This is a genomic window from Thiomonas arsenitoxydans, from assembly GCF_000253115.1.
Lineage (GTDB): Bacteria > Pseudomonadota > Gammaproteobacteria > Burkholderiales > Burkholderiaceae_C > Thiomonas > Thiomonas arsenitoxydans.
Genome location: NC_014145.1, coordinates 1545260 through 1572249, shown reverse-complemented (window position 1 = coordinate 1572249; position 26990 = coordinate 1545260). Strand labels below are relative to the sequence as shown.

25 protein-coding genes and 1 riboswitch are annotated in these 26990 nt (G+C 65.1%); of the genes, 11 read left to right on the top strand and 14 right to left on the bottom strand.

The annotated features are described in order from the left end of the window. Nucleotides 1-31 precede the first annotated feature (31 nt). The 4 genes from THI_RS07240 to THI_RS07225 all read left to right on the top strand — a co-directional run bounded on the left by THI_RS07240 (nucleotide 32) and on the right by THI_RS07225 (nucleotide 5080). Entirely contained in the window at nucleotides 32-1783 is a 1752-nt protein-coding gene (locus tag THI_RS07240; protein WP_013105600.1) for a hypothetical protein, read from the top strand. A gap of 2 nt (nucleotides 1784-1785) precedes the next feature. After that, entirely contained in the window at nucleotides 1786-2655 is an 870-nt protein-coding gene (locus THI_RS07235; RefSeq protein WP_013105599.1) for an EAL domain-containing protein, read from the top strand. Between the two features lie 85 nt (nucleotides 2656-2740). After that, on the top strand, nucleotides 2741-3064 hold the full coding sequence (locus THI_RS07230) for a hypothetical protein (protein ID WP_013105598.1): 324 nt from the start codon (nucleotides 2741-2743) through the stop codon (nucleotides 3062-3064). A 219-nt stretch (nucleotides 3065-3283) separates the two neighbouring features. Continuing rightward, the gene (locus tag THI_RS07225) at nucleotides 3284-5080 is read left to right on the top strand and encodes an ArnT family glycosyltransferase (RefSeq protein ID WP_141130536.1); all 1797 of its coding nucleotides are present in this window, start codon (nucleotides 3284-3286) and stop codon (nucleotides 5078-5080) included. A gap of 3 nt (nucleotides 5081-5083) precedes the next feature. On the opposite strand, the gene THI_RS07220 is transcribed toward THI_RS07225, so the two are convergent. The 7 genes from THI_RS07220 to THI_RS07190 all read right to left on the bottom strand — a co-directional run bounded on the left by THI_RS07220 (nucleotide 5084) and on the right by THI_RS07190 (nucleotide 12962). Beyond that, on the bottom strand, nucleotides 5084-5656 hold the full coding sequence (locus THI_RS07220) for a TMEM175 family protein (RefSeq protein ID WP_013105596.1): 573 nt from the start codon (nucleotides 5654-5656) through the stop codon (nucleotides 5084-5086). 4 nt (nucleotides 5657-5660) lie between these two features. Beyond that, on the bottom strand, nucleotides 5661-6515 hold the full coding sequence (locus THI_RS07215; RefSeq protein WP_013105595.1) for a thiazole synthase: 855 nt from the start codon (nucleotides 6513-6515) through the stop codon (nucleotides 5661-5663). 1 nt (nucleotide 6516) lies between these two features. Beyond that, nucleotides 6517-6750 (bottom strand): sulfur carrier protein ThiS, encoded by a 234-nt coding sequence (thiS, locus tag THI_RS07210; protein ID WP_050985923.1) that lies wholly within the window; start codon nucleotides 6748-6750, stop codon nucleotides 6517-6519. After that, entirely contained in the window at nucleotides 6747-7844 is a 1098-nt protein-coding gene (gene thiO / locus THI_RS07205) for a glycine oxidase ThiO (protein ID WP_013105593.1), read from the bottom strand. Before thiO ends, thiS begins: the two co-directional genes overlap by 4 nt. Continuing rightward, nucleotides 7841-9859, bottom strand: coding sequence for a phosphomethylpyrimidine synthase ThiC (gene thiC, locus THI_RS07200; RefSeq protein WP_013105592.1), 2019 nt, complete (start codon nucleotides 9857-9859; stop codon nucleotides 7841-7843). Before thiC ends, thiO begins: the two co-directional genes overlap by 4 nt. 31 nt (nucleotides 9860-9890) lie before the next feature. Next, nucleotides 9891-10023, bottom strand: a riboswitch (TPP riboswitch). 171 nt (nucleotides 10024-10194) lie between these two features. After that, nucleotides 10195-11148, bottom strand: a complete 954-nt coding sequence (locus THI_RS07195) for a fatty acid desaturase (RefSeq protein ID WP_041608936.1) — start codon at nucleotides 11146-11148, stop codon at nucleotides 10195-10197. Between the two features lie 2 nt (nucleotides 11149-11150). Beyond that, on the bottom strand, nucleotides 11151-12962 hold the full coding sequence (locus THI_RS07190) for a bifunctional diguanylate cyclase/phosphodiesterase (RefSeq protein ID WP_013105590.1): 1812 nt from the start codon (nucleotides 12960-12962) through the stop codon (nucleotides 11151-11153). A gap of 200 nt (nucleotides 12963-13162) precedes the next feature. Between THI_RS07190 and wrbA the strand changes: the two genes are divergently transcribed. Together wrbA and THI_RS07180 are read left to right on the top strand one after the other, a co-directional pair. Beyond that, nucleotides 13163-13765 carry an NAD(P)H:quinone oxidoreductase gene (gene wrbA, locus THI_RS07185; protein ID WP_013105589.1) on the top strand — a complete coding sequence of 201 codons (603 nt, stop codon included), beginning with the start codon at nucleotides 13163-13165 and terminating at the stop codon, nucleotides 13763-13765. Continuing rightward, nucleotides 13765-14043 carry a YkgJ family cysteine cluster protein gene (locus tag THI_RS07180; protein WP_041608935.1) on the top strand — a complete coding sequence of 93 codons (279 nt, stop codon included), beginning with the start codon at nucleotides 13765-13767 and terminating at the stop codon, nucleotides 14041-14043. Before wrbA ends, THI_RS07180 begins: the two co-directional genes overlap by 1 nt. Nucleotides 14044-14075: 32 nt before the next feature. On the opposite strand, the gene THI_RS07175 is transcribed toward THI_RS07180, so the two are convergent. The 4 genes from THI_RS07175 to THI_RS07160 form a co-directional block, all read right to left on the bottom strand. Beyond that, nucleotides 14076-15065 carry a potassium channel beta subunit family protein gene (locus tag THI_RS07175; RefSeq protein ID WP_041609191.1) on the bottom strand — a complete coding sequence of 330 codons (990 nt, stop codon included), beginning with the start codon at nucleotides 15063-15065 and terminating at the stop codon, nucleotides 14076-14078. An 89-nt stretch (nucleotides 15066-15154) separates the two neighbouring features. Continuing rightward, nucleotides 15155-15457, bottom strand: coding sequence for a FeoC-like transcriptional regulator (locus tag THI_RS07170; RefSeq protein ID WP_013105586.1), 303 nt, complete (start codon nucleotides 15455-15457; stop codon nucleotides 15155-15157). Then, nucleotides 15454-17805 (bottom strand): Fe(2+) transporter permease subunit FeoB, encoded by a 2352-nt coding sequence (gene feoB / locus THI_RS07165; RefSeq protein ID WP_079668470.1) that lies wholly within the window; start codon nucleotides 17803-17805, stop codon nucleotides 15454-15456. The genes THI_RS07170 and feoB overlap by 4 nt, the downstream gene beginning before the upstream one ends. Then, nucleotides 17802-18092, bottom strand: a complete 291-nt coding sequence (locus THI_RS07160; protein ID WP_013105584.1) for a FeoA family protein — start codon at nucleotides 18090-18092, stop codon at nucleotides 17802-17804. Before THI_RS07160 ends, feoB begins: the two co-directional genes overlap by 4 nt. Before the next feature lie 234 nt (nucleotides 18093-18326). On the opposite strand from THI_RS07160, the gene THI_RS07155 reads away from it, so the two are divergent. After that, a complete protein-coding gene (locus THI_RS07155; protein ID WP_013105583.1) occupies nucleotides 18327-19031 on the top strand; it encodes a fumarylacetoacetate hydrolase family protein in 705 nt (234 codons plus the stop codon). A gap of 33 nt (nucleotides 19032-19064) precedes the next feature. Here THI_RS07155 and polA read toward each other — a convergent pair whose 3' ends face one another. Beyond that, nucleotides 19065-21833 carry a DNA polymerase I gene (gene polA, locus THI_RS07150; protein ID WP_013105582.1) on the bottom strand — a complete coding sequence of 923 codons (2769 nt, stop codon included), beginning with the start codon at nucleotides 21831-21833 and terminating at the stop codon, nucleotides 19065-19067. A 34-nt stretch (nucleotides 21834-21867) separates the two neighbouring features. On the opposite strand from polA, the gene THI_RS07145 reads away from it, so the two are divergent. The 3 genes from THI_RS07145 (at nucleotide 21868) to THI_RS07135 (ending at nucleotide 24098) form a co-directional block, all read left to right on the top strand. Further along, nucleotides 21868-22215: a hypothetical protein gene (locus tag THI_RS07145; RefSeq protein WP_013105581.1), complete on the top strand. Its 348-nt coding sequence runs from the start codon at nucleotides 21868-21870 to the stop codon at nucleotides 22213-22215. Nucleotides 22216-22289: 74 nt separating this feature from the next. Next, nucleotides 22290-23231 carry a homoserine kinase gene (locus tag THI_RS07140; protein WP_013105580.1) on the top strand — a complete coding sequence of 314 codons (942 nt, stop codon included), beginning with the start codon at nucleotides 22290-22292 and terminating at the stop codon, nucleotides 23229-23231. 78 nt (nucleotides 23232-23309) lie between these two features. Beyond that, on the top strand, nucleotides 23310-24098 hold the full coding sequence (locus THI_RS07135; protein ID WP_013105579.1) for a BPSS1780 family membrane protein: 789 nt from the start codon (nucleotides 23310-23312) through the stop codon (nucleotides 24096-24098). A 258-nt stretch (nucleotides 24099-24356) separates the two neighbouring features. On the opposite strand, the gene THI_RS07130 is transcribed toward THI_RS07135, so the two are convergent. Then, the gene (locus tag THI_RS07130; RefSeq protein WP_013105577.1) at nucleotides 24357-25319 is read right to left on the bottom strand and encodes an asparaginase; all 963 of its coding nucleotides are present in this window, start codon (nucleotides 25317-25319) and stop codon (nucleotides 24357-24359) included. 199 nt (nucleotides 25320-25518) lie between these two features. On the opposite strand from THI_RS07130, the gene lexA reads away from it, so the two are divergent. Further along, a complete protein-coding gene (gene lexA, locus THI_RS07125) occupies nucleotides 25519-26238 on the top strand; it encodes a transcriptional repressor LexA (RefSeq protein WP_176140477.1) in 720 nt (239 codons plus the stop codon). Nucleotides 26239-26289: 51 nt separating this feature from the next. On the opposite strand, the gene THI_RS07120 is transcribed toward lexA, so the two are convergent. Then, complete coding sequence (locus THI_RS07120) at nucleotides 26290-26934, bottom strand: DedA family protein (RefSeq protein ID WP_013105575.1); 645 nt, start codon at nucleotides 26932-26934, stop codon at nucleotides 26290-26292. Between the last annotated feature and the right edge of the window lie 56 nt (nucleotides 26935-26990).

Here is a 26990-nt window from a genome sequence, read left to right as displayed (position 1 = left end):
GCGCGCCACTGACCCATTCTTGGAGATCCTCATGCAGCCCTCGCAACCCCGCTCACGTTCCGCCCGAAAACTCTTGCCCATCGCAGCCGCCCTGGCGATCAGCCTGAGCGCCTGCGGAGGGGGCGGCGGCGGCACGGCCCAGATCAATCCGGTCGCAGCCAACACCACGCTCAAAGGCGCCGTGATCGATGCGCCCATCGCCAACGCGGCGGTGACGTTCACTACGGTTGCCCCCATGGGCCAGCCAGGCTCGGTGGTGGTGGGCACCGCCACGGCAGACGCCAGCGGCAACTACACCGTGCAGGCAACTTTGCCCAACACCTCCGTACCGCTGTTTGCCAATGCCACCTCGCCGGACGGCCAGGTGGTGCTCACCGCCTATCTGGGCACGAGCAGCGCCGTGCTCGCCGCGGGCTCGCTCACATCGGCTAACTTGCCCAATCTGGTCATCAGCCAGGTGACCACCGCCGCGCTGGCGGTCTATATCGCCTCGGGCGGCAGCTATGCCAACCTCACGCCCGCTCTTTATGCCGCGCTGCTGTCCCAGCATCACGATGACATCCTCGCACTATCCGCCGCGATCAAGGCCGTGGCCGACGGCTACTGCGCTCGCCCCGCGCAGTATCACGACACCGAAGACATGGCGCATGACATCGCCAAACAGGGGCTGTCCAACAACGCGGCCAGTGCGCTGAACTCGGCGTCGACCACGCTCGGCCCGAGTTGCGACGGCAACCTCAAGTCGCTGATGCAGTACATCTCGTCAGACGAACGCTGGGCGCCTGAGCTTGACCTCGGCGACGTGCTGGAGCAAGGCGCACCTGCCGTGGCCCCCGGCACTTACAGCCTGCAGGGCGTGTTGGCGCAATCGGGCATGAGCGCCCTGCCCATGCTGCCGACCCCGCCGGCTTCCACCGCATCCGCAACCTCGATGCCCCAACCTGTCAGCACTCTGCCGCCGGGCATTCTGAACGCTGTCGTCTCAGTCGATGCCAACGGCAACATCAGTTCTGGCGATGGCAGCGCAAGCGGCGTGATCGTCGGCAACCTGATGACCCTGACGGTGAATGACGGCCAAGGCAACACCTATGTGCTGGCCGGCAAGGCCGGGCTGCTGCCGAGCGGCTTTGTCGTCGGCGGCACGGCGCCTGCACCCAGCCCCAGTGTGCCTGCGAGCAGCGCTTCATCGACCGCCAGCGTCCCAAGCGCCAGCGTCGGCTATGGCCTGCGCATGGGCGGCCGCACCCAGTCGGGCGGCGTACTCACCCGCTTCGATGCGGTGCTGGTGCCGCAGAACAGCGAGCCGGGCTGGGCGCAAATCGCGCAATACAGTTCTCAGCGCAGCGACGGAGTGAACTGTGGAAGCAACAGCGGCATGTTTGGCGTGCGCCTCATGGGTACGGGCGCCACAGTAGGGGGACTGGTGCTCGGCGCCTGCGTCATGCCGCAGACCGCAGGGCTTGATCTCAGTCAGGCTCTACCCAGCGGGAATGGACACAACTACAGCGACGACGATTTCAAGCCCGGCGCCAGCGTGGGCTTCAGCAATTTTTCCCTCAACAACACCCGCACTACGCCCTACATCCTGAAGGCTCCCAGCGTCACCATCACCCAGTCCAATCCCTCCGGAAAAAGCAGCACCTTCACTGGCCAGATGTATTACGTCATGGGCGCCAAGGACATGATCTACAGCACCGCTGCGCCCGCTTCCAACGGCCTGTTCGTGATGAACGAAAACCCGCTGGATACGCTGCAGGAAAATCCCGCCCATCAGGACCATTGACCATGGGCGCGCCAGAGCTCATCGCACCGTCGGCCTTGCCTACTGCAGACTCCGTCCTTCAGGCCCAGTGGGTGCGGGAACGGCTGGGCGCCGCCAGCAGCAGCGACGCCTTTGCGCGCGCCCAACTGCGGCTGGCCTTGCAGGAACAGCGGCTGCGCGTGGCCTATCAGCCCATCCTGCGTCTGGACGATCTGCAGACGATGGGCCAGGAGGCGCTGGCGCGTCTGCTGACCCCGCAAGGGCGGGTGGTGACGGCGGAGGCGTTCATCGGCACGGCCGCTAAATTAGGCATCGAGCCGCGCATCGACGCTGTCATCACAGCGCAAGCCATGGCCGCCGCTTCTCAGCCCGTACCGTTCGCGGCGGCCCCGGGGAAATTGTTCCTCAACTGCTCCAGCGCTTTCCTGGCTGAGCCGTCCTGCATGGACAAGCTCGCGCAGCAGCACCGGCACTGGCGGCAGAGGCAGAGCGGCGCCGATACAAGCCAGACACCTTGGGTGCTGGAAATCACCGAGCGCAATCTCGACACCGATCCGGCCCGCCTTCTTGCGAACCTCGAGCCCTTGCTCGATCTGGGCTTTGAACTGGCGCTCGACGATTTCGGCAGCAATCACAGCGCCTTCCCATATCTGCTGGCCCTGCCCATCCGCTATCTCAAACTGGACCGAAGCCTGGTGCAGACGGGCCTGCGCACGGCCAAGGGCGAGCAGGTGATGCGCCACCTGCTCCAGCTTGCGCTAGACCTGAACCTCATCACCATCGCCGAAGGCGTGGAAAGCCAGACGGCGCTGCAGTGGCTGCGCGACCTCGGCGTGCATTGGGGACAGGGGTTTTTCTGGGGGCAGCCAACCGCCGTGCGGTCGACGCTATGACGCCCGACATGTCCTCCACCGCGCCTTCACGCGAAATATCCATCTGCCCGTCAACCCGTTTCCAACCCGAACCGTTCATCCCATCATGCAAACCACCAACTCCCACCCCCGCTTGCCTCATTTGTTCGCAAAAACCTTGGCGGCAATCGCGCTAAGCACTGTCGTCGCGCTTCCCGCCGCGCATGCGGATGACTCTCCACTCTGGTCACTGGCCATCGGCGTGCCGGGGCTGATCGCCAACGTCGGCAACGCCTACCCGGTGGCGCCGCAGCCGGTCTATGTGGCGCCACCGGTGCAATATGTTCCGGCTCCGGTCTATTACGCCCCCGGACCCCAATACCGCGGCGAAAGGCGCGATCACAGGCATTGGGATCGTCACCACGGAGAAGACGACCGCGGCGGCGACTAAGACGAGCGCGCACCCGGGCAGCGCCTGCCATCGCTCTGTGGGCGTTCACAGCTCCCTCCCTCCAGGGGGCAATGCGGATGACGAAATCGTCATCCGCTTTTCATTTTCACGAGCGCATGTCTTCACGAAAATGTGGCGCTTGCACGCCCGACAGGCTCCTGGCGGTCATAGGCCAATTTGCCAAACTCTTTGCCACACTCCATTCGCAATTCGCTTTTCATGCGTCATAGCACCTCCCTGCATTGCTCAACCCCACAAGCCGCAGCAACGCCTGCCCACAAGCCAGGGCGGATCGCGGCGCTGGCCGATGCGCGGTGGCGAGCCAGTCTTCTGGTTGATGGCCTTGTGCTGCTGATTGCAGCGGCGAGCCTGTTCTGGCGTCTGGGTGCCGCCCCCATCCGCGACACCAACGAGGCGCTCTATGCCAGCATTGCCCTGGCGATGGCGCATGGCGGATCGTGGATCATCCCCCATCTCGACGGCGTTCCCTACATCGAAAAGCCGCCGCTGCTCTATTGGTTGATGGCGCTGAGCTTCAAGGCCTTCGGCGCCGGGGCCTGGCAGGCGCGGCTGCCCGACGCCCTGGCCGCGTGGCTGACGGTGCTCGGGTGCATCGTGTTGGGCCGGGCGGTGTCCGCGCCGCTTGCGGGCCGGTTCGCCGCGCTGGTCACCGGCACGGCATTGGGCTATGTGCTGATCGCCCGCAACATCCTGTTCGATCCGCTGATGGTGTTTTTCTGGCTGGCCGCCCTGGCTCTGCTGGTGCTTGCAGTGGAGCGCCGGCAGCGGGTCTGGCTGCGTGCCGCCGCTGTTGCAGTGGCGATCGCCACGCTGACCAAAGGCCCGGAGGCGCTGCTGTTGCTCGGCCTGGTCGCCCTGGTGCAACTGCTGGCGGCCCCCGGCGCATGGAAGCGCAGCGAACTGCTGAAGTTCTATCTCGATCCTTGGGCTATCGCCATTTTCGTACTGGTTGCGGCCCCCTGGCATCTGGCCGCGCTGCGCATCCTGCCGGGTTTTGGCTGGTTTTTCTTTGTCAACGAAACCATCGGCCGGTTTCTGGGCACGCGCATTCCAGATGATTTTCACCACGGGCCTTGGTGGTACTACGGCCCCAAGCTGCTGATCGGCTTTTTTCAGTGGACGCCGCTGCTCGCCGTGCTCGCCGCGTTTGCGCCCCGCTTGCACGGCGACGATACGGCCACCGCGTCAGCGCGCTGGGCGCGCAACACCGCAATCATCCTCACCGTTTTCTTTAGCTCTGCGAGCGACAAGGGAGCGTATTACCTCCTGCCCGTGGTGCCCTTGGTCGCCTGGTGGCTGGGTGTGCGGCTGCAGGCGGCCCTGCGGGCCGATGACGACGGCGCCGCCTTGCCCCGTCGCCTTGGGCTGGGGGCGCTGCTGTTCGGCATGGCCGCGCTGGGCCTCTGGGGGTTGACATTCACGCCGCCGCTTCATGCCGAATTGCTGCGCTCTGGCCTGCCCGCAGCGCAATTCGGCTGGCTGCCCGCGCTGGTCATCGGGGTTGCGCTGGCGGCGTTCATCGGCGGCGCGCTGCTGTGGTCGCGCAGGCTGGCCCTCGGTCTGGCGGTCTTCAGCCTGAGCGCGGTGATCATGGTGGATTTCTCCGCTCAGCTCGCTGTCGCTAAAACGGCCGAGATCTCGCAGAAACAGGTCGCTGGGGTCATGCATCGACTCTTACCCGCAGACACCGTGTGGTTCTCCTGGCAAACCTTCGAGGATCATGATGCATCGCTTTTGTTCTACGGCGTCCCTCATTTGTTCGTGATCGACAGCGCCAGCGAAGACCTGTGGTTCGGCTGCCGGGACGACAGGCGGCAGAACACTTGCGTGAACGAAAACGCGCTGCTGAAGGCCCGAGCCGAGGGCAAGCCCTTCGCTGTGTGGGTGTCGCGCAAGCGGCTGCAAAGCTGGCAGGCCAGCGGGCTCGCCCACGGCTTGCACAGCCAGCCTTTCAAGGACAGCGTGGTGTTTTACAGCCGCGGCGCCAAACGCTAAACCTTAGCGCAGCGTTTTTTCAATCCGCCGGTCAGGAACCAGCCAGAGCAGCGCCACCCCTACATAAAACGCAAGCGCCGCCCCGGCCTGCCAAAAACTGACCACGATGCCTGCAAGGTAGAGCACTGGCGAGAGCTTGCCCTTCCAGTCCTGGCCCAAGGCGCGCCGCAGCACCGATCGCTCGCCTTCCGCGGCGATCAGTGTTTTTTGCAGAATCCAATAGGCCATCGCAGCCATCAGCAGCACGATGCCGTACACCGCAGCAGGCAGCTCGGCGAAGTGGTTTTCCCCCAGCCAGCCGGTGACGAAAGGGAATAGCGAGAGCCAGAACAGCAGGTGCAGGTTGGCCCACAAGACCGCGCCAGAAACCCGGTCGCACGCCTGAAACAGATGATGGTGGTTGTTCCAGTAAATGCCCACATAGACAAAGCTGAGCACATAGCTGAGAAAGACCGGCCACAGCGGCAGGAGAGCGTCGAGATGCTCGCCGTGCGGCACTTTCAATTCCAGCACCATGATGGTGATGATGATGGCGAACACGCCATCGCTGAAGGCTTCCAGACGTTCTTTTTTCACGCGCTCAACTCCCCTGATGCCAGAACGGCACGCCCACCATGGGCGTGGAGGCTTGCGCCACTTCGCGCGTGCGCATGGGCAGCGCGCGGTGGGCCAGACGGCCGGCCTGCACACTCAGTGTAAAAGCGCGGGCCATCGCCACCGGGTCGCCGGCCTCGGCCACTGCGGTGTTAACCAGCACGGCGTCATAACCCAGTTCCATCACCTGCGCGGCGTGGTGGGGGGTGCCGATGCCGGCATCGACTACCAGCACGCTGTCGGGCAGGCGCTCGCGCAGGGTGCGCAGTGCGGGCAGGTTGCGCGGCCCGGCGCCGGTGCCGATGGGCGCGGCCCAGGGCATGATGGCGGCGACCCCGACGTCACGCAGCTTGAGCGCGGTCACCAGATCGTCGGTGGTGTAGGCGAACACGGCGAAGCCCTCACGCACCAGAGTTTGCGCGGCGGCCACGGTGCCCCAGGGATCGGGCTGCAGGGTGTAGTCGTCGCCGATGACTTCGAGCTTGATCCAGTGAGTGCCGAAAATTTCGCGCGCCATCTGCGCCACGGTGATGGCCTCTTCCGCGGAGTGACAACCGGCGGTGTTGGGTAGCAGATGCCGCCCCATCTCACGGATGCGCTGCCACCACGCCTGCCCGGACTGACTTTCTGGAGCTAAGCGGCGCAACGACACGGTGAGCACCTCCACCTGCGCGGCCTGCACGGCCTCGGCGAGCACGCTGGGCGCCGGATAACGCGCGGTGCCCAGAAACAGGCGGCTGTGCAAGCTGACGCCGCCAACCTGCAAGGGATCGGGCTGGCTCAGCACGGCGCAGTGGGGTTGCACGGGAGAAGCCGTCTGATTCATGTCTGCGAGATCCATTTCATCCTCCCACCACGGGGCTGACCACTTCGATGGCGTCGCCCGGCTGCAAGACCTGTTGCGCCCAAAGGGTGCGCGGCACGAAATGCCGATTCACCGCGCAAGCCAAAGCCTGCGTGGTGTCATAGCCGCGCTCGGAGAGCAGATCGGCCAGTGTGGCGCTGGAAGTTTGCACGGCCTCGCCGTTGATTTGCAGCGACAGAGCCGATGCGGTTTGAAGATTGGGGGTGCTCATCCAAGAGTCTCCACGGTCTGCGAGCGCAGCAGAACCAACAGATCGCGCTCGGCCCGCTGCACCATCGCCGGGGCCACGAGATAGCCGTGGCGATAGAAGCCGTTCAATTGCCAGACGCCTTCGTGCTGCGCCCACACGGGTTGATGGTCGTCGGTTGCGGGGCGCAGGCTGGTGGCCACGCGGATGATGCGCGCTTCGCCAAACGCCGGATGCACGCTGTAGAGCGCGCTGGCGAGTTCGAGCATGGAGCGCACGGTGATCGGCCCGGTGTCCTGCGACTCCAGTTCGGTCGCGCCAATGATGAAGCGCCCTTCGCTGCGCGGCACGATGTAGAGCATGTAGCGCGGATGGATCAGCCGCACCGGACGGCGCAGGTTCACCGCCGGGCAGGTCACGGTGAGCACTTCGCCGCGCACGCCGCGCAAGCCCGGCCAGGCCGCGTTCACGCCGCGGCAGTCCACCACCGCATCGGCCTCGATCAGCGTGCCGTCGGTGGTGTGTACCGAGCGGGCCTGCACGCTTTGCACGCTCGTGCGATCGAGCCACTGCCCGCCCACGCGCGCCATGGCCTGCTCGATGGCGGCTTGCAGGGCTTGCAGCAATTGCCCGTTGTCGAGCTGGCCTTCGAGCGGCAGCCAAAGACCGCGGCTGAAACGTCCGGCAAATTCGGGCTCCAGTTCGGCGATGCCCGGCCCGTCCAGGCTTTGCACCGCGTCGCGTTTGTCGGCAGGCAGGCGGTAGCGGATGAGGTCGGCATAGTGCGCCAGCCCGGGGTAGTCGGGCGCGTGCGCGACCACCAGCGAGCCTTCGTGGTGAAAGTCCACCGCCTGCCCGGTCTGCGCCTGCACCGTGGCCAGCCATTGCGGCCATAGCGCCAAAGACTGCTCACCGAGCGTGAACAGATCGGCATCGCCCACCACCAGCTCGGCATAGGGGGCCAGCATGGCGGCAGCGACCCCGGCCGCATGGTCGCGATCATCGCGGCCGCGTGCATCGACCAGGGTGACCGGCACGCCTGCACTGAGCAGACGCCACGCCAGCAGGCGACCAGCAAGCCCGGCCCCCGCGATCACCACTTCAGCAGTCCGCGTCATGTCTTCAGTTCTCCTGCTGTTGCGGCGCAGGAGCCCGCGAACCCGGCAGCGGAGTAAACGCCCCCCCCTGCTGCAGCTTCGCCTTCGCCGCCCCCCGAGGGGGCGCGCCCCGCCTTGGGGCGGCCCGGCAGCGGAGCGTGCACATAGACCTCGCTGCCTCCCGCGCGGAATTCGGCTGACATTTCCGCCATGCCCACCTCGACGGCCTGCTCTGCATCCACGCCCTGTTTGGCGGCGTACTCGCGCACTTCCTGCGTGATTTTCATCGAGCAGAATTTCGGCCCGCACATGGAGCAGAAATGCGCGGTCTTGAAGGCGTCTTTCGGCAGGGTTTCGTCGTGAAACTCCTTGGCCTTTTCCGGATCGAGGCCGAGGTTGAACTGGTCGTCCCAGCGGAACTCGAAGCGCGCCTTGGAGAGCGCGTTGTCACGCGCCTGCGCGCCGGGGTGGCCCTTGGCCAGATCGGCCGCGTGCGCGGCGATCTTGTAGGTGACGATGCCGTCGCGCACGTCCTGCTTGTCGGGCAGGCCTAGGTGCTCCTTGGGCGTGACGTAGCAGAGCATCGCGGTGCCGTACCAGCCGATCATCGCCGCGCCGATGGCGCTGGTAATGTGGTCGTAGCCGGGCGCGATGTCGGTGGTCAGCGGGCCGAGCGTGTAGAAAGGCGCCTCGCCGCACTTCTCCAACTGCCTGTCCATGTTTTCCTTGATGAGCTGCATGGGCACATGGCCAGGGCCTTCGATCATGGTCTGCACGTCGTGCTTCCAGGCGATCTGCGTGAGTTCGCCCAGGGTGTCGAGCTCGGCGAACTGCGCTTCGTCGTTGGCATCGGCAATACTGCCAGGACGCAGGCCGTCACCCAGCGAGAACGCCACGTCGTAGGCCTTCATGATGTCGCAGATATCCTCGAAGTGTTCGTACAGAAAGCTCTCCTTGTGATGCGCGAGGCACCACTTGGCCATGATCGAGCCGCCGCGCGAGACGATGCCGGTGACACGTTTGGCGCTCAGCGGAATGAAGGGCAGACGCACCCCGGCGTGGATGGTGAAGTAGTCCACGCCCTGCTCGGCCTGCTCGATCAGGGTGTCGCGAAACAGCTCCCAGGTGAGGTCTTCGGCCACGCCGCCCACCTTCTCCAGCGCCTGATAAATGGGCACGGTGCCGATGGGCACGGGCGAGTTGCGCAGAATCCACTCACGGGTCTCGTGAATGTGTTTTCCCGTGCTCAGATCCATCACCGTGTCGGCGCCCCAGCGGATGGACCAGACCATTTTTTCCACCTCTTCGGCAATGCTCGACGTGGTGGCCGAGTTGCCGATATTGGCGTTGATTTTCACCAGGAAGTTGCGGCCGATGATCATCGGTTCGCTCTCCGGGTGGTTGATGTTGTTGGGGATGATGGCACGGCCGCGCGCCACTTCATCGCGCACGAATTCCGGCGTGATGCGCGATTGGATGTTCGCGCCAAAATGCTGGCCGGGGTGCTGCTTCAGCCGTCCGGCATCGAGCATTTCTTCCTGCCGCTGATTCTCCCGGATAGCGATGAACTCCATCTCGGGCGTAACCAGCCCCTTACGCGCGTAGTGCATCTGGCTGACGTTGGCGCCGGCCTTGGCACGTCGCGGCAGCGGTAACTGCGGAAAGCGCACCGCATCCAGACCCGCATCGGCGTTGTGGCGGCGCGTGGTGTCGGAGCTGAAGGCGGGCAGTCGCTCGGTATCACCGCGCTCGGCAATCCACGGCGAGCGCAGCGCGGGCAGGCCGCGCGCCAGGTCGATGCTCACCTGCGGATCGGTGTAGGGCCCGGAGGTGTCATAGACCGCGAAGGGCGGATTTTTTTCCACGCCAAATACCGCAGGGGTATCGGCCAGCTTGATCTCGCGCATGGGCACGCGAAGGTCGGCACGGCTGCCCTGCACATAAATCTTGCTGGACGCGGCGGGGGGGGTACGGGTGATGCGCTCGGTCAGCTCAGGGGCATCGACCTTGTAGCGGGATTCGGGCAGTGCAGACATGGTTCCTCCGGGGATGGATGAATGCCTGCCGTTGCACCGGCGCCTTGTTCCCTCCGCAGGTTGGAAGCGCACTCGCGGCGCACTTCCTAGCCCGATCAGGTTCAGCGGATTCTGCGTTACGCAGTCTCAGCCGGGAATTTCGCCCGGCGCTCCGACAAGCTCAGGCGCAGTATATAGGCGCTGCGCGAGCAGTGCGCACCGGCGCGGTCGCCGCCGCCAAGAGTCAGTCGGGCTTGGGGCGAGGATGCCGAAAAATGACGATGCGGACGCCCAGCGCCAATTTGCCGCCCGCGATCCTCGAGTCCACCAGACTCCTGAACTCGCCCGCGCTGCAATCAGCCGCGCCGCGGTAGATCGTGCACCGCGATCGGCCCGCGCAACTGCACGAGCAGCCCTGCCGCATACGGTGCGGCGGCGGCGATCTCTCCCGGGTGCGCGGCTGCGGGCAAGGCGCGCCACGGCAGCGCCGGGTGGCGGTGGTGCACCGCGTGGTAGTTGAAGTACAAGATCAGCGCCGACGCCAGCTGCGGCAGCCGCAGGTTGCGGGCATGGCGCACGTCGTCGCCCGGCTGGTGCAGCGGGGTGCCGTAGTGATAGGCGTTGTCGGTGAGCGAAATCAGCAGCCCCCGGCCCAGCAGCGCCAGCAGCAGCATCCAGACATGCGCGCCGTAGAGCCAGACGCTGCACGCCATCAGCACCAGTGACGCCAGGCTGTCCAGACGCATGGGGCGCAGGGTGTCGGGCTTGAGCAGTTGCCGCTCCAGACTCTGCGCCAGCGACGGCAGACCGGGCTCGGCCGGCAGATGCTGTGCCAGCCGCAGCAGCCAGGCCGGCGGCAACCACACCAGCAGCAGCGCGGCCACTTCGCTGGCATACAGGCCGATGAGCAGTTGCGGGTAGTAACGCCAGGCGGCCGCGCTGCGCGTGGTCAAGGCCGGATCGAACACTTCGCTGCGGTCGATAGCGGTGCGGTTGAACTGGTGGTGCTTGAGATGCCCGAACCGCAGCACCGCAAACGGCGCCGGAAAGCCGATGGCCAGCAGGCGCGAAAGCGCGTCGTTCAGGCGCCGGTCGGGAAGCAGCACGGCGTGGATGCCTTCGTGCAGCAAAGACCAGTAAAAAGTGGTCGCCAGCACCACGACCAGCAGACTCCATCCCAAAGCAGGCAGCGCGGGCAGCAGCAGCGGCAGAGCGATCCACAGCCAGCCTGACATCGTCAGCGCCATGACCGCGAGCAACAGATTGAGCCGCGCCGGAATGCTGCGAGGGTCGGTTGCCGCGCTGCTCATGTTCACCTCAAGGCGGGCGGCATTTGCGGGCCGTACTGCCGCCGGTCGATAAACACCCGGTCGTAGGCCTGCGCCTTGGCCACTTTTTTCAGCTCGACCAGAAGGGCCGAGACTTCGCGGTGCGATTCCACCTGCCCCGAAGCCAAAGTCAGCACGCCGAAGGACACGGTGGGAAATCCGAACCACTGCGCTTCGCCTCGGCGGTTGACGGCCTCGTATCCGCCGCGTTCACGTTGATCCGCATTGAAGAAGCGCGGCATCTCGGCGGCGAATTCCTGCGGAATGGTCTGCAGACGCTCGACGGCATCGGGCTCGGCGCTCACCACGATGAAATCATCCCCGCCGATGTGGCCGACAAAATCGCCCGGCCGCCCAAAGCGCGCCCGCAGCAGATCGGCCAGCAGCACAATGACCTCGTCGCCGAGCCGGTAGCCAAACACATCGTTGAACGGCTTGAAGTGGTCGATATCGCCATACGCCGCCACGAAAGACTGCCCCGAGGCCAGCAGGCGATCGATCTGTTCGTTGATGGGCACATTGCCCGGCAGCAGCGTCAGCGGGTTGGCATAGCGCGCAGTCTGGATCTGGAACTCGTTGACCAGCCGCAGCAGATCGCCCACCAGCAACAGGCCACGATAGTCGCCCTGCTCGGTGACCAGCACGCCCTCGGTGGCGTGGCGAAAGCTGGCATCGGCGATCAACTGGCTGGCCTGGTGCAGACTGCTGCTCACATCGAGCTTGAGCACGTCGGCGCTCATCACCTGGGCGCAGGGTTTGTTGCCCAGCAGGTCGCGTACATGCGGGCGCCAGAGCCGGTCGGCCAGCACATAGCGGTTGAGAATACCCAGGGCGCGCCCGTTCGCATCGACCACGGGAATCGACATCAGATCGGGCTGGGCGTCGAAGCGGCGCAGCACCTCTTCCAGCCGTACTTGCGGCTGCACCGGAGCGATCGGGCGCGCCAGGCCGAGCGCCGACTGTTCCACGCTGCCGCGCGAAGCCAGCGGGTACAACTCGGGTTGAGCCGCCTCGATCAAGCCCCGTTGCGCCGGGCGCATTTCACGCGACGGCGCGGCAGACGGCCGCTCCAACACAAAGCCCTGCGCCAACTGCACGCCGATTTCGCGCAGCACGCGCAGATCGCGGGCCGACTCCACGCCCTCGGCCACCACCCAAGAACGGCTGGCCTCGGCCATGAGCAACATCGAGCGCACGAACGCCGCCTTGATCGCATCATCGGCCAGCCCGGCGCAGAACGCCCGGTCGATCTTGAGATAGCGCGGATGCAGGCGCTGCCAAGCTTCAAAGCGGCCGAAACCCCGCCCCATGTCGTCCAGCGCCAGCGTAAAACCGAGGCGGTGCAGATGTTCGGCCTGCTCCATGCCCACGCCGTCTTTCAGCAGATCATCGCTTTCCAGCAACTCGAACACGATGCGCGACGGCGGCAAGCCCAGTCTTTGCAACAAATCGAGCGCGGCCGAGCTGCCCAGCCAGCCCGAATCGAGCAAGGTCTGCGTGACGTTGACGAACAACTGCCCCGGCAAATTCAGCCGGGCGAACGTCTCTAAACTCGTGCGCACGCACAGGGCATCGAGCTCGTACAAGCGCCCGTTCTCCCGCGCGGTCTGAAACAGCGCATCCGGTCGCTCCAGCGGCGAGCTCTGCGGTCCGCGCGCCAGCGCCTCAAAGGCGTGGATCGACTGACCCCGCAGATCGAACACCGGCTGAAACTCCACGCGCAGCTCGCCATGCGTAAGCAGCCGGTCGAGCAGGATGGCGAGATAGCCGATCTGGGGTTGTACGAGAGAAAGCATGGGGCGAAATGCGGGAAAGATGCCCGGTTTTATCCCACCCACATCACAGTTTGATGACAGTCATGCCGATTTCATGTCGGCATGCCGCAACACAAAGCCCTGCCCTGCAAAAACAAGACAACTCAACCACAATAGGACTCACAGCGCCACTTTGGCCTGCTCCCTGATTCACCTGAAAGTTATCTAAAAGGACATCGAAAATGGCAAAGATTCTTGTTTTGTATTACAGCACCTGGGGTCATGTGGAAACCATGGCGCACGCCGTGGCCGAAGGCGCGCGCAGCGTGCCGGGCTGCAGCGTGGACATCAAGCGCGTGCCCGAAACCATGCCGGCGGAAACCGCGGCTGCCATCCATGCCAAGACCGATCAGGCCGCGCCCATTGCCCAGCCCGCCGACTTGGCGGACTATGACGCGGTGATCTTCGGCACGCCCACGCGATTCGGCAATATGTGCGGCCAGATGCGCAACTTTCTCGACCAGACCGGCGCACTGTGGCAGCAAGGCAAACTGGTGGGCAAGGTGGGCAGCGTGTTTGTCAGCACCGCCACCCAGCACGGCGGGCAGGAAACCACCATCACGTCCTTCCACACCACCCTGTTCCATCACGGGATGGTGGTCGTTGGCGTGCCCTATGCCTGTGCCGGCCTGACCCAGATGGACGAAATCACCGGCGGCACGCCTTACGGCGCCACCACCCTGAGCAAAGGCGACGGCAGCCGCCAGCCCAGCGCCAACGAGCTCGACATTGCCCGCTACCAGGGCAAGCATGTCGCGGAAATCACAAAGAAGTTGTTTGGTTGATGCCGCCAGCCGCGGAGCCCGGCCACGCCTGCCGCCCCCGCTGCGCGGCCTGCTGCATCGCGCCGTCGATCAGCAGCCCGATTCCCGGAATGCCGCAGGGCAAGCCAGCGGGCGCGCCCTGCGTGCAACTCACCGCTGATCTGCGCTGCGCCATTTTCGGCAGGCCCGAGCGTCCGTCCTGCTGCAGCGGACTGCAGCCCAGCGCCGAGATGTGCGGCGACAGCCGCGAACAGGCGCTGCATTGGTTAGCTGCACTGGAACGTGCAACGGCGCCCTGAAACCTGCGGGGCGCTTTGCGTTAGCTAACCGATCAGACCGCCAGCGGCGCGGAAATGGCATCCATTTGCGCCAGCACTTCTGGCGTGAGCTTGGGCAGCACGCTGAGTGCGCCCAGGTTCTCCTGCAGTTGCGACAACTTCGAAGCCCCCAGAATGACTGAGCTCACCCGCGGATTGTGAGCCACCCAGGCCAAAGCCAGTTGCGCCACGCTGCAGTCGAGCTGCTGGGCGATGGCTTCGAGCTCGCCCACCGCGGCATTTTTTCGCGCGTCGAGCAGGCCGTCGCGCAAAAAGCTCACGTTCTGCATCGCGCCCCGGCTGCCTGCGGGGATGCCCTGGCGATATTTGCCCGTCAGCAGGCCCGACGCCAGCGGGCTCCAGGTCGTGAGCCCCAGGCCGATATCGTCGTAGAGCCGGGCGTACTCCTGCTCCACCCGCTTGCGGTGGAACAGGTGATATTGCGGCTGCTCCATCACCGGCTTGTGCAGATGGTGCCGCTCGGCCACCTCGTAGGCGGCGCGAATCTCGTCGGCGCTCCACTCGCTGGTGCCCCAGTAAAGCGCCTTGCCCTGCTCGATGACGTTGTGCAGCGCCCAGACGGTTTCTTCGATGGGGGTGTGCGGATCGGGGCGATGACAAAAGATCAGGTCGATGAAATCCAGCCCCATGCGCTTGAGGCTGCCATCGACCGCCTGCAACAGATACTTGCGGTTCAGGGTGTTGCGGCCGTTGATGCGCGGTTTCTCGGCCGTGCCCGCGTCGAGCCCCCAGAAAAACTTGCTCGACACCACATAGTCGAGCCGGTGCCACTTGAGCTGCGCCAGCGCCTCACCCATCAGTCGCTCGCTTTCGCCATTGGCATAGACCTCGGCATTGTCGAAAAAATTGATTCCCGCATCGCGCGCGGCGGCCATCATCTCGCGCACGCCCGAAGCATCGACCTGATTGTGAAACGTCACCCAGGAGCCGAGCGAAAACAGGCTGACTTGCAGGCCACTGCGGCCAAGACGGCGATAAAGCATGGGGTTGTGCATGGCGTTCTTCTCCGTGTGGTAAAGAACGCTAGCTTAGGCCGCCCGGCAAAACCCCGTGCGTGCAAAACCGCCCAAGTTCAGGCAGAACGCAGCATCAACACCGGGGCTTTTGCCGGGGATGCCGCGGCGGCCTGCAGACCGCGCCACTGGTAGAGCGCTGCCGCGGTTTTGCGGGTGCCGCATTGGCCGCAACTCCCGCAGGAGCCGCTGCTACAGGTGCCGCCCTGCGCATCGATCCGCTCGACCAGCCCGCGCTGCACCCAGTGCGCCAGCATGTCTTCGACCACTGACGCAGAAACCTGCACGCAGGCCGCAATCTCGGCGGCGCTGGCAAGCTGCTTGTCGCGCAGGCAATCGCGCACGGCGAACAGCGGGTTCATACCAGGCTCTCCAGCCCCTGCGTTGCCACGCGGCGCTCGGTGCGGTCGCCGTATTGCCGCAGGCCCACCACCAGCAGCACAAAGGCGGCAACGCAAGCGGCCACCCAAAGGGCAGACGATGGGGGATGCTGCGCAAACGTGCCGATCTGATAGATCACCGTGGCCGCGGCCCAGGCGATGCCGATGCCGTAAAGCACGGAAAACACCATCCAGCCCCAGCCCACCTCACGACGCAGCGCCCCCATGGTGCTGGCGCAGGGCACGTACAGCAAGACGAACACCAGATAGGCGAAGGCCGACAGCGGGGTGAACGCAGCCGCCAGCCCGGCGAGGGTTTCGTTGCTGGCGCCGCTGGCCTGCTCGGCCCTGTCGGTGGACTGCAGATCGTGCAAGCCCAGCGGATCGAGGAAGTTGTTGAAAAAGGCCACGGCGTTTTCGGGAATGGTCTTGGCGGCCTCCCACAACTTGGCGCCCACATCAGGCTGGCGGTAAGCCGCCATCAAGTCGGAGGCCTGCTGCCGCTGATAAATGCCGTTGAGCGTGCCGATCACGATCTCTTTGGCGGCTGCGCCCGCCAGCAGGCCCGACACTGCGGGCCAGTTCTCCCGGGTAATGCCCATGGGCGCGAACACCGGCGCAATGGCCTGGCTGCCCTGCGCGAGAAGAGAGTGATCGATGTCGGTCGCCTGCAAGCCCTTGGCCGTCCAGCCTATGCCGGGCAGCACGAACAGCACCACCCCGATGACCACGATCACCTTGCCGACGCGGAAAATGAACACCTTCAACCGCTGCCAGGCCTGCAGCCCAACGCTGCGCAGGCTGGGCAGGCGATAGGGCGGCAGCTCCATGACAAAGGGCATGGGCTCGCCCCGAATGGCCGTCTTGCCCAGCATCCACGCGGTGAGCAGCGCCACCACGATGCCCAGCACGTACAGCAGAAATACCACCTGCCCGCCGGTGCTGCGGAAAAACACCACGGCGAACGCCATATAGATGGTCAGCCGCGCCGAGCACGACATGAAGGGCTGCATCAGCACCGTAAGCAGGCGGCCGCGCGGGTCTTCGATGATGCGCGAGCCCATGATGGCCGGCACATTGCAACCAAAGCCGATGACCATGGGCACCAGCGAGTTGCCGGGCAGGCCCATGCGGCGCATGAAGCGATCCATCGCATAGGCGGCGCGCGCCATATAGCCCGAGTCGTCGAGAAACGCGAGGAACAGAAAAGTGAGGCCGATGGGCGGGATGAACGAGATGACCAGGTTGAGCCCGCCGCCCACGCCGCCAGCGATCATGGACACCATCCAATCGGGCAGCCCGGCCTGCAGCATCACATGCCCCACCCCGCCGATGAGTAGCGCGGATGAGGCCTGATCGAAAAAGTCGAGAAAGATATTGCCGCCGCTGAAGCTCACCACGAACACCAGATACAGCACCAGCAAAAACACCGGCACGCCCAGCCATTCATTTAGCACCACGCGGTCGAGCACATCGGTCACGCGGTGACGCACCCCCATCTTGCCGGTGCGCTGCATGGCAATGGCCGCAAGCTGGTGCGCCCAGCCAAAACGGGCGGCCGCAACCAGATCGGCCACTTCTTCGCCAGCTTGGGCGAGCACCTGCGCCTGCGCCGCCGCCACGCCGGCCTGTACCTCGGCCGAGGGCGACACTACCAGCCCTTCGAGCAGCCTCAGCGCATCGAAGCGGCGCCGTGGCGACGAGGGCACGGCAAGTTGCGCGCCGACTTGGTCGATCGCCTGTTCGACCTCGGGCGGGTAGGTCGGCATCAAGGCGCTGGGCTTTTGTTGCAGGGCGGCCCGTATGGTGTCGAGCAGTTCTGCACGGCCACGGCCTTTTCGCGCCACCAGCGGCACCACGGGCACGCCGAGTTGCTTTGAGAGCGCATGCACTTGGGGCTCTAGCCCCAGCGCCTGCGCCTCGTCCACCATATTAAGCGCGAGGATCAGCGGCTTGCCGGTTTCGAGCAGTTCGAAGGTCAGCGCCAGATGGCGTTCGAGGTTGGAGGCATCGACGATGTTGACAATGAGATCCACCCGCTCATCGAGCAAAAAGTTGCGCGCCACGCCCTGATCGGCGCCGCCCCCGCCCAGCAGGCTGTACACGCCCGGAAGATCGATCACCGAAAGCTTCAGCCCCGCCGCGGAGGCCGTTCCCCGGCGCTGCTCCACCGTGACGCCGGGCCAGTTGCCCACATGCTGATGCGCCCCGGTGAGCAGGTTGAAGATCGTGGTCTTGCCGCAATTGGGGTTGCCCGCCAGAGCGATCACCGGCAGGCCGGCGTCTGCTTCGGGGGAAACGGCGCAATCCGGATCGTGACACGCGCTCATGCCGCAGCCTTTTGATGCACCGCAGACGCCACGGCCGCCGAAGCCACGATAGGCATCACCCGGATTTTGTCGGTCACGCCCCGCCCCAGCGCAATGCGCGCACCGCCCACTTGCACCACCGTGCCCCGCGGCCCGGGGCCGTGCACCACGCACAGCGGCACGCCACGGCGGATACCGAGCATGACCATGCGCTGCACCATGGCGCGCCCGCCATCGAAATCGACCACCTGGGCGCATTGCCCATAGGGAAGCTGTGCGAGGGAAACCACTACGGAGTCGGTGTGCATGATCTGACCTGAAAAAAGCTGCTTTGTGATGATGCGCAAATGATAATGTTTATCGTTTCATATATCGTATGCGCAGCGGCTGATGAAGATCAAGACCTGCCCCACGCGGGATGGCTCGATCTGTAACAGGGCGTGAATCAGCGTGGGATCTGCGCCACAAATCCGCGCCACATTTCGCCTCGAGTGACCTGTTCTCTGCCTACACTCGATCAACAAACCAAGACCGAACCCGTCATGCCCACCGCCTTTCCACCCCATTCCCCCGCCCTGCTGCCCATCGTGGGCAGCGATCTCGCCTTTCCCGTTCGCCGCGTGTATTGCGTCGGGCGCAACTACGCGGCCCATGCGCGCGAAATGGGCTCAGACCCGAATCGTGAGCCGCCGTTTTTTTTCTGCAAGCCCGGCGATGCCGATGCAGTGATTGCGGTTGCCGCAGGGCTGACCGGCGACATCGCCTACCCGTCCGTCACGCAAGATCTGCATCACGAAATCGAGCTGGTCGTCGCCATCGGCGCTGCGGGCCGCGACATCCCCGTGAGGCAGGCCGCCGCGCACATCTACGGCTACGCAGTCGGCCTCGACCTGACGCGCCGCGATCTGCAGGGGCAGATGAAGGCGCAGGGTCGGCCGTGGGAAATCGGCAAGGCCTTCGACCAGTCCGCCCCCATCGGCCCGATCACGCCGCGCCAACCCGGCGCCGAGCTGAACACGGGCGCCATTGCGCTGACGGTCGATGGCGCCCTGCGTCAGCAAGGGCGGCTGGAGCAGATGATCTGGTCGGTGGACGAAACCATCGCCCGGCTCTCCACCCTGTTCACCTTGAAACCCGGCGACCTGATTTTCACCGGCACGCCCGATGGCGTCGGCGCCATCACCCGCGGCCAGGTACTGCACGGCACGATAGACGGCCTGACGCCGCTGCAGGTGTGCATCGTCTGACCGCCCCAGATCTGCCGCGCTCAGTGGCCACGCTCAGTGCGCCAGCTCCCAGTTGGCGCCCAGGCCCATTTCGGCCAGCAGCGGGACGTCGAGCTGGGCAACGCCCGCCATCAGGCGGGGAATGTGTTCGCGCACCCAGTGCGTTTCTTCCTCGGGCACTTCGAGCACCAGCTCGTCGTGCACCTGCATCACCACCCGGCTGCGCAGTTTTTCGCGCACGAGTGCGGCATCGACGGCGATCATCGCCATCTTGATGAGGTCGGCCGCGGTGCCTTGCATCGGCGCATTGATGGCGGCGCGCTCGGCCGCCGCCCGGCGCGGCCCGCTGGCGTGGATGTCGGGCAGCCACAGTCGTCGCCCGAACACGGTTTCGACATAGCCCTGCTCCGCCGCCAGCTTGCGGGTGCGCTCCATATACGCCGCGACACCCGGATAGCGGGCGAAGTAGCGGTCGATGTAGAGCTGCGCCGCGCTGCGCTCCAGGCCGAGGTTGCGTGCCAGGCCGAAGGCGCTCATGCCGTAGATCAGCCCGAAGTTGATGACCTTGGCCATGCGGCGCTGATCGCTGCTGACTTCCAGCGAAGTGACGCCGAAAATCTCAGCCGCGGTCGCGCGGTGAATGTCTTCCCCGGCGGCGAACGCAGCGAGCAGACCCGCGTCTTGCGAGAGGTGCGCCATGATGCGCAGCTCGATCTGCGAGTAGTCGCTCGACGCGATCAGCCAGCCCTTGGGCGCGACAAACGCCTCGCGAATGCGCCGCCCCTCGGCCGTGCGTACTGGAATGTTCTGCAGATTGGGATCGTTGGAGGCCAGCCGCCCGGTCACGGCCACGGCCTGGGCGTAGTTGGTATGCACCCGGCCGGTGTCCGGGTTGATCATTTGCGGCAGCTTCTCGGTGTAGGTGCTCTTGAGTTTGGACAGGCTGCGGTGGTCGAGAATGACGCGCGGCAGCGGGTAATCTTCGGCCAGCTTTTCCAGCACTTCCTCGTCGGTGGACGGGGCACCGGAGGCGGTCTTTTTCTGCACCGGCAGTTGCAGGCGGTCGAACAGGATTTCGCCGATCTGCTTGGGGCTGCCCAGATTGAAAGCGCCGCCGGCCAGCTCGAATGCCTGCGCTTCCAGGGTTTGCATCTTGGCGCCCAGCTCGCCGCTTTGCGCCCGCAGCAGATCGCCGTCTACCAGCACGCCGGTACGCTCGATGCGCTGCAGCACTTCGCTGACCTGCATTTCCAGCGCGTAAATGCGCGTCAGCCCAGCATCAGCCTGGATTTGCGGCCAAAGCCGCTGGTGCACCTGCAGGGTGAGATCGGCATCTTCGCCGGAATAGCGCGTCGCCACATCGAGCGCCACCTGATCGAAGGTGATGGCCTTGGCACCCTTGCCGCAGACCTGTTCGTAGCTCAGGGTGTCGTCCCGGCCGAGGTGGCGGCTCACCAGACTGTCGAGGCTGTGCGGCTTGTGCGCCTCGATCACATAGCTCTCAAGCAAGGTGTCGTGCGCATAGCCGCGAATCGTCACGCCCGCGTTGGCGAACACATGGCGGTCGTACTTGGCGTTCTGCCCGAGCTTGGGTTTGTCGGCGTTTTCCAGCCAGGGCCGCAGGCGTTCGAGCACCTCGGCCATGGGCAACTGCTCGGGCGCGCCGGGGTAAGCGTGGGCCAGCGGCAGATAGGCGGCCTCGCCGGGCGTGACGCTGAGCGAAATGCCGATCAGCCGTGCGCGCATCGGGTCGAGCGAGTCGGTTTCGGTGTCGATGGCGGTGAGCTCGGCCGCGTCGATGCGGGTCAGCCAGGCGTCGAACCGGTCCCAGTCGAGAACGGTATCGTAGGTGCCTGGCGCGCTCTTTTCGGCGGCCGGCGCGCCGTCCAGCAGCGACACCTGGCGGGCGGCCTGCTCGCTCACCGTCTGCGCCTTCATCTCGGCGCTGAAGCGGCGCATGCCGTTGCGGGTGAAGAAGGGCAGCAGCGCTTGCGCATCTTCCGGCGCCGGGCGCAGATCGGGGTCGAAGGCTTGGGCGTAGCCGTCCAGATCGCAGTCGGTGTGGATGGTCACCAGCTTGCGCGCCGTGGGCAGCCAGTCGAGCGCGGCACGCAGGTTTTTACCCGCAGCGCCGCTCACGGTTTCGGCCTGCTCGATCAGTGCATCGAGCGAGCCGTACTCCGTCAGCCACTTGACCGCCGTCTTGGGGCCGACCTTGTCCACGCCGGGCACGTTGTCCACCGCGTCGCCTACCAGGGTGAGGTAATCGACGATACGATCTGGGGGAACGCCGAACTTTTGCTGCACCCCGGCGGGGTCGAGCACCTCGTTGCTCATGGTGTTGACCAGAGTGATGTGGTCGTTGACGAGCTGGGCCATGTCCTTGTCGCCCGTGGAAACCAGGGTGCGTATGCCCTGTGCGTGCGCCCGCACGGCCAGGGTACCGATCACGTCGTCGGCCTCCACTCCCGGCACCTCCAGCAGCGGCCAGCCCATCAGCCGCACAGCTTGGTGAATCGGCTCGATCTGCGCCACCAAGTCGGGCGGCATCGGCGGACGCTGCGCCTTGTATTGGTCGTACATGGCGTTGCGGAATGTCGGCCCCTTGGCGTCGAACACGCAGGCCGCGTAGCGATAGCCCTTGGCCACCGGATATTGCTCGCGCAGGCGCCGCAGCATGGCCACCATGCCGTAGAGCGCCCCGGTGGGCTGGCCTTCGGGCCCGCGCAGATCGGGCATGGCGTGGAAGGCGCGGTAGAGATAGCTGGAACCATCCACCAGCAGCAGGGTGGGGGCGGAGTCGGAATGCACGTCGGAATTCATCCGCGCATTATCAATGCCGCCGTAAAATCAGCCCATGAACATGTTTCGCCACGCCCTTACCGTCTCCGCCCTTGGCCTGTTCACGCTGCTCGCCAGCGTGTATCCGGTACCAGGCGCCCTTGCGCAGTCCATGCCTGCGGCGCCGCTGACAGATACCCAGCCCAAGCCCAAATTCCCTGAACCTCGGGTGCGCGAAAACGTCACTCAGGATCGTGCGGTGCGCATTCAGGAGCAGCAGGTGCGCGGCGCCACCACCTCGATTCAGGTGCAGCCTTTGCACGGCGGCGCGGCCTACAACGTGGTGCCGCCCTCAATCTCTTCCAGCACCGACCCGGCCCATCTGGAAGGGCAGGCGCAGTGGAAGGTGTTCACTTTCAAATAAACCGACGAGCTGACCGCTCAACCTGCTCGCTCAACCTGCTTTTCCAGCCTGCCTTTTCTTTCCCCATCCCGTTCATGGCCGTTTTCACACCGCTCGACGCAGCAGAGGTCGACTCCTGGCTGGACCGCTTCGATCTGGGCACACGCACCGACCTGCAAGGCATCGCCAGCGGGATCGAAAACACCAACTATTTCCTGAGCACCACACAGGGCCGGTTCGTGCTCACCCTGTTCGAGCGCCTGCAGGCCGAGCAGTTGCCGTTCTACCTCGGGCTGATGCACCATCTGGCCGCGCATGGCATTCCCGTACCCGACCCCATGCCCGACCGGCAGGGCCAGACCTTGCACACCCTCAAAGGCAAACCCGCCGCGCTGGTCACGCGCCTGCAAGGCCGCAGCCAGCTGCAGCCCGAGCCGGTGCACTGCGCGCAAGTGGGGCACTGGCTGGCACGCATGCATCTGGCCGCACGCGACTACGCGGGCACGCAACCCAATCTGCGCGGGCTCGCCTGGCAAACCCGCACCATCCCCGACATCCTGCCCTATCTCACCGCCGATCAACGCACCCTCATCAGCACTGAGCTTGCGCACCAGACTGAGGTCGCCGCATCGCCCGCTTATGCCGCGCTGCCGCGCAGCGCGGTTCACGCCGATCTGTTTCGCGACAACGTGCTGTTCGAGGGGGATACGCTCTCCGGCGTGTTCGACTTTTACTTCGCCGGGGTCGATACCTGGTTGTTCGATCTGGCCGTGGCGCTCAACGACTGGTGCATTCACCTGCAGACAGGCGAGTTTGACGCGGTCCGCTTTGACGCCTTGCTGAACGCCTACCTCGCCGTACGCTCCATGAGCGATGCCGAACACCGCTTGCTGCCCGACGCCCTGCGCGCGGCCGCGCTGCGTTTTTGGACCTCGCGTCTGGCCGACTATCACCTGCCGCGCGACGCCCACTTGCTCACCCCGCACGACCCCATCCACTTCGAGCGCGTGCTGCGTCAGCGCATCGCGTCAGCCTGAGCCCGGGCCTGCCGATACCATGTCGGCTCCCTTCTTGGGCTCTCTTCTTCGGCTCTTCACCTTTCATCGTCTTTCGCCATGCAACTGCGTACCGTCTCTGCCCGCGAGGGCCTGCTCTGGGTGCAAAGCGGCTTTCGCCGTCTGGCGCTGCAGCCCTGGGCGGCGCTGTTGATGATCGTGGCCTATATCGTCGTCACCGGATTCGTCTCGGCGCTGCCCATCATCGGCCTGGTGTTTCCGCTGTTCGTGGTGCAGTTCGGCACCCTGGGCTTCATGCAAGCCAGCCGCCAGGTCGCGCAAAAACAGCCGCTTTGGCCCACGGTGCTGCTCACCGGTTTTCGCAGCGGCCCGCAGGCGCTGCGCAGCATGGTGATGCTGGGCGTGCTCTACACCCTCGCCGTCATTCTGGTGCTCGGAGTCGGCAGCCTGTTCGACGGCGGCGCCATGCTGCGCCTGCTGCTGCTCGGTGACAAACCGCCGGCCAGCGCCATCGCCGACGGCAGCCTGCGCCTGGGCGCCATAGCCGCCACTCTGGCGTATATCCCCGTCTCGCTCGCCTTCTGGCTCGCCCCGCCGCTGGTGGCCTGGCACGCCATGCCGCCGATCAAGGCGCTGTTTTTCAGCTTCGTACTGTGCGTGCGCAACATCAAGGCGTTTGCGCTCTATGCGGTGCAATGGTTGCTGCTCTTTCTCAGCCTGCCCACGCTCATCATGCTCGTCGCCAGCCTGCTTGGCGCCAGTGAAACCCTGGCCGCCATGCTCAGCATGCCCGTGGCAATCGCCATTTTTCTGGCCTACATCTTGTCGTTCTATTCCAGCTATGAATCGCTGGTCGGCGAAACCCAGGCCAGCACTCTTGCGCAGTAATGTCGGTGACAACCGCACACCTGACTACAGGGCGTTTTGCCCTATTTTGCCTCTCATGCGCTCACGCACGAGGACGCCCGCTGTAGGTATCCAAACCCGGTGCGGCGCAACCTTACCTTGGTCGATCAACCCTAAGTTCTCTGCAAAGCGGCTGAATCGAATAGGGTGAGGAATCGCCCCCCCGCTCTTTCGCCCCACCGGCCCAAGCTTTCTGCCCCCGGTGGGGATCAATTGGCCCCGCCGAGAGAACATCCGGGTTCAGCGCTCTGCTTGGTTCTGGGCGGCCAGTTCCAGCAGCAGCCGCACCCGCAGCTTCACCGCATTGAGGCCATCATCGGCGCCGCCGCGTACCGGGCCGACGCGTGACGCCACCCTCACCCGCACGCCCTGCTGTTCGGCCCAGCGCAGCGCGGCTTCGAGTTCGCGGTGCACCGTGCCGCCCCCGGTGCCGGCCACGACCAGTCCGCCCAATCGGGGCTGAAGCGCCGTGCTCGAAATCAGGCAGCACACCAGTGCACTATCGCTGCCCGCCGCATTGGTAAGCAACTCCACCCGCGGCCACTCGCTCGCAGCAGGTAGGGGAAACGGCGCCCCTGCCTCCGGCACGGGTTGTCGCCAAAGCCGCAAGGCCTCACCGTCAACCTCACCCAGCGGGCCGCGCTCGCCGGATGAAAACGCTTCCACCGCGTGCGTATTCGCCTTGGTCACGTCGCGAGCGGCATGCACCACGCCGTGCAACACACAGACCACGCCCAGCCCCCGCGCTGCCGGATGCACGGCCACCCGCACGGCATCGAGCAGGTTCTGCGGGCCGTCGGCGTTCAGCGCGGTGGCTGGACGCATGGCAGCAGTCAGGATCACCGGCTTGTCGGTATCCAGCACCAAACGCAGGAAGTAGGCGGTTTCTTCCAGCGTGTCGGTGCCGTGGGTGATGACGCAGGCCTGAATTTGCGGCTGCGCCAGCCAGTAGGCCACGCGTTCGGCCAACTGCGTCCAGACCGCGAAGGTCATGTCCTTACTGTCGAGGTTGGCCACCTGCTCGGTGTGGATTTGCGCCAGGCGACCGAGTGCCGGCACGCTTTGTAGCAGCGCGTCGACCCCCAAAACCCCGGCGGTATAACCCGGCAGACTGGGGTCGCCCGTCGCGGCGCCCGCGATCGTGCCCCCTGTTCCCAACACCACAATCTGCGGCAAGGCCGCGCGAGAAAAAGAATCGGTCATGTGTGAATCTCTTTGCAGAAAGACTGTTTTGATTTACAGTGCTGTGAAAATCATCAAGCTGGAAGCCTGATCAGGGCGTCTTCATGGCCAAAAGATGACATGGCTCGCATGGCGAACTCGTCCATCAGCCTTGCCCATCGGTCTCGCCCATCAAACTGACTTATTGTGCAACTGCCGGAGCCCACGCATGCGCCGTCTCATCTCGAAACTCACCCCTCGTCAGCAGGAAATTCTCGATCTCATCACCGCCTCCGTGCGCGAACTGGGCTACCCGCCCACCCGGGCCGAAATCGCCGCAAAGCTGGGATTCCGCTCGGCCAATGCGGCAGAAGATCATTTGCAGGCGCTCGCCCGTAAGGGCGTGATCGAGCTGACGCCCGGAGCGTCGCGCGGCATTCGCATCACCGAATCGCAGCGCGCCTCGCCGTCGACGACAACGTCCGGGAAAACCTCCGGCGCCATGGGGGGGCGTGCGAGTGGCTTGCGCGCGGATCTCTCCCATGGGCTGCAGCTCGCGCTGCCTGGCGCCGAGCAGCTCTGCCTGCCGCTGGTCGGTCGCGTCGCTGCGGGGCATCCCATCCTCGCGCAAGAGCATATCGAGCAGACGCTCAACGTCGATCCCGGCGCCTTCTCGGTGCGCCCTGACTATCTGCTCAAGGTTCGCGGCATGAGCATGCGCGATGCCGGCATTCTCGACGGCGACATGCTGGCCGTCAAAAGCAGCCAGACGGCGCAAAGCGGACAGATCGTGGTGGCCCGCATCGGCGATGAGGTCACGGTCAAGCGCCTGCGCCTGCAGGCCGATCACATCGAGCTTCTACCGGCCAACCCCGAGTTCGCCCCCATCCGCGTCGATGCCAGCCAGCCCTTCGCCATTGAGGGACTCGCCGTCGGCCTGCTGCGCGGCTCGCTGCAATGAAGTTCACAGCGCGCACAACCAGCAGGTAAGCGTTTGCGTCAGTGCGCCGCTTCAGACCGCCGACACCTGCCGACGTGATTTCCACCAACCCCACACCGCGGGTAGCAGCGACAGCACGATGATGGCAATGGTCATGACACCCAAATTGTGTTTGATCCACGGAATGTTGCCGAACAGATAACCCGCCATGACCAGCAGCCCCGTCCAGAGTGTGGCGCCAAGCATGTTGTAGGCCAGAAACTTGCCATACGACATCTCGGCCACGCCCGCCACAAACGGGGCGAAGGTCCGAATGAAGGGCATGAACCGTGCTGCCACGATGGTGATGCCGCCATATTTTTCGTAAAAGGCGTGCGCCTTTTCAAAGGCGCGGCGGTTGAACCAGCGTGAGTCCGGCCACGAAAAAACCTTATGGCCGATGGCCTTGCCGATCTGGTAATTGAGGCTGTCGCCCAGCACGGCGCCTAGCCAGAGCACGGCGATCACCCCCGGCAGGCTGAGCGCCCCGGTGGCCGCAAACGCGCCCACCACGAACAACATCGAGTCGCCCGGCAGAAACGGCATGATCACCAGCCCGGTTTCGACGAACACAATGCCGAAGAGCAGCCCGTACACCCAGGGGCCATACGCCGCGATGAACTGCGCCAGATGCACGTCGAAGTGCAGAATGAGGTCGATAAGAGCGTGGGGATCCATGCGGTTTGGGCTGAAAGCCGGAAGAGAGCCTATGAAAGGCCGAAGACGCAGATGCT

Excerpts from the sequence above, each read along its gene's own strand:
- THI_RS07230 (WP_013105598.1), top strand. The coding sequence starts at position 2,741 with ATGCAAACCACCAACTCCCACCCCCGCTTGCCTCATTTGTTCGCAAAA.
- THI_RS07160 (WP_013105584.1), bottom strand. The coding sequence starts at position 18,092 with ATGCACACCGACTCCGTAGTGGTTTCCCTCGCACAGCTTCCCTATGGG.
- polA (WP_013105582.1), bottom strand. The coding sequence starts at position 21,833 with ATGAATTCCGACGTGCATTCCGACTCCGCCCCCACCCTGCTGCTGGTG.
- THI_RS07175 (WP_041609191.1), bottom strand. The coding sequence starts at position 15,065 with ATGCTTTATCGCCGTCTTGGCCGCAGTGGCCTGCAAGTCAGCCTGTTT.
- THI_RS07240 (WP_013105600.1), top strand. The coding sequence starts at position 32 with ATGCAGCCCTCGCAACCCCGCTCACGTTCCGCCCGAAAACTCTTGCCC.
- feoB (WP_079668470.1), bottom strand. The coding sequence starts at position 17,805 with ATGAGCGCGTGTCACGATCCGGATTGCGCCGTTTCCCCCGAAGCAGAC.
- THI_RS07130 (WP_013105577.1), bottom strand. The coding sequence starts at position 25,319 with ATGACCGATTCTTTTTCTCGCGCGGCCTTGCCGCAGATTGTGGTGTTG.
- THI_RS07145 (WP_013105581.1), top strand. The coding sequence starts at position 21,868 with ATGAACATGTTTCGCCACGCCCTTACCGTCTCCGCCCTTGGCCTGTTC.
- THI_RS07235 (WP_013105599.1), top strand. The coding sequence starts at position 1,786 with ATGGGCGCGCCAGAGCTCATCGCACCGTCGGCCTTGCCTACTGCAGAC.
- THI_RS07225 (WP_141130536.1), top strand. The coding sequence starts at position 3,284 with ATGCGTCATAGCACCTCCCTGCATTGCTCAACCCCACAAGCCGCAGCA.
- THI_RS07140 (WP_013105580.1), top strand. The coding sequence starts at position 22,290 with ATGGCCGTTTTCACACCGCTCGACGCAGCAGAGGTCGACTCCTGGCTG.
- thiC (WP_013105592.1), bottom strand. The coding sequence starts at position 9,859 with ATGTCTGCACTGCCCGAATCCCGCTACAAGGTCGATGCCCCTGAGCTG.
- THI_RS07215 (WP_013105595.1), bottom strand. The coding sequence starts at position 6,515 with ATGGATCTCGCAGACATGAATCAGACGGCTTCTCCCGTGCAACCCCAC.
- wrbA (WP_013105589.1), top strand. The coding sequence starts at position 13,163 with ATGGCAAAGATTCTTGTTTTGTATTACAGCACCTGGGGTCATGTGGAA.
- THI_RS07135 (WP_013105579.1), top strand. The coding sequence starts at position 23,310 with ATGCAACTGCGTACCGTCTCTGCCCGCGAGGGCCTGCTCTGGGTGCAA.
- THI_RS07120 (WP_013105575.1), bottom strand. The coding sequence starts at position 26,934 with ATGGATCCCCACGCTCTTATCGACCTCATTCTGCACTTCGACGTGCAT.
- THI_RS07170 (WP_013105586.1), bottom strand. The coding sequence starts at position 15,457 with ATGAACCCGCTGTTCGCCGTGCGCGATTGCCTGCGCGACAAGCAGCTT.
- THI_RS07180 (WP_041608935.1), top strand. The coding sequence starts at position 13,765 with ATGCCGCCAGCCGCGGAGCCCGGCCACGCCTGCCGCCCCCGCTGCGCG.
- THI_RS07190 (WP_013105590.1), bottom strand. The coding sequence starts at position 12,962 with ATGCTTTCTCTCGTACAACCCCAGATCGGCTATCTCGCCATCCTGCTC.
- THI_RS07155 (WP_013105583.1), top strand. The coding sequence starts at position 18,327 with ATGCCCACCGCCTTTCCACCCCATTCCCCCGCCCTGCTGCCCATCGTG.
- thiS (WP_050985923.1), bottom strand. The coding sequence starts at position 6,750 with ATGAGCACCCCCAATCTTCAAACCGCATCGGCTCTGTCGCTGCAAATC.
- THI_RS07195 (WP_041608936.1), bottom strand. The coding sequence starts at position 11,148 with ATGAGCAGCGCGGCAACCGACCCTCGCAGCATTCCGGCGCGGCTCAAT.
- thiO (WP_013105593.1), bottom strand. The coding sequence starts at position 7,844 with ATGACGCGGACTGCTGAAGTGGTGATCGCGGGGGCCGGGCTTGCTGGT.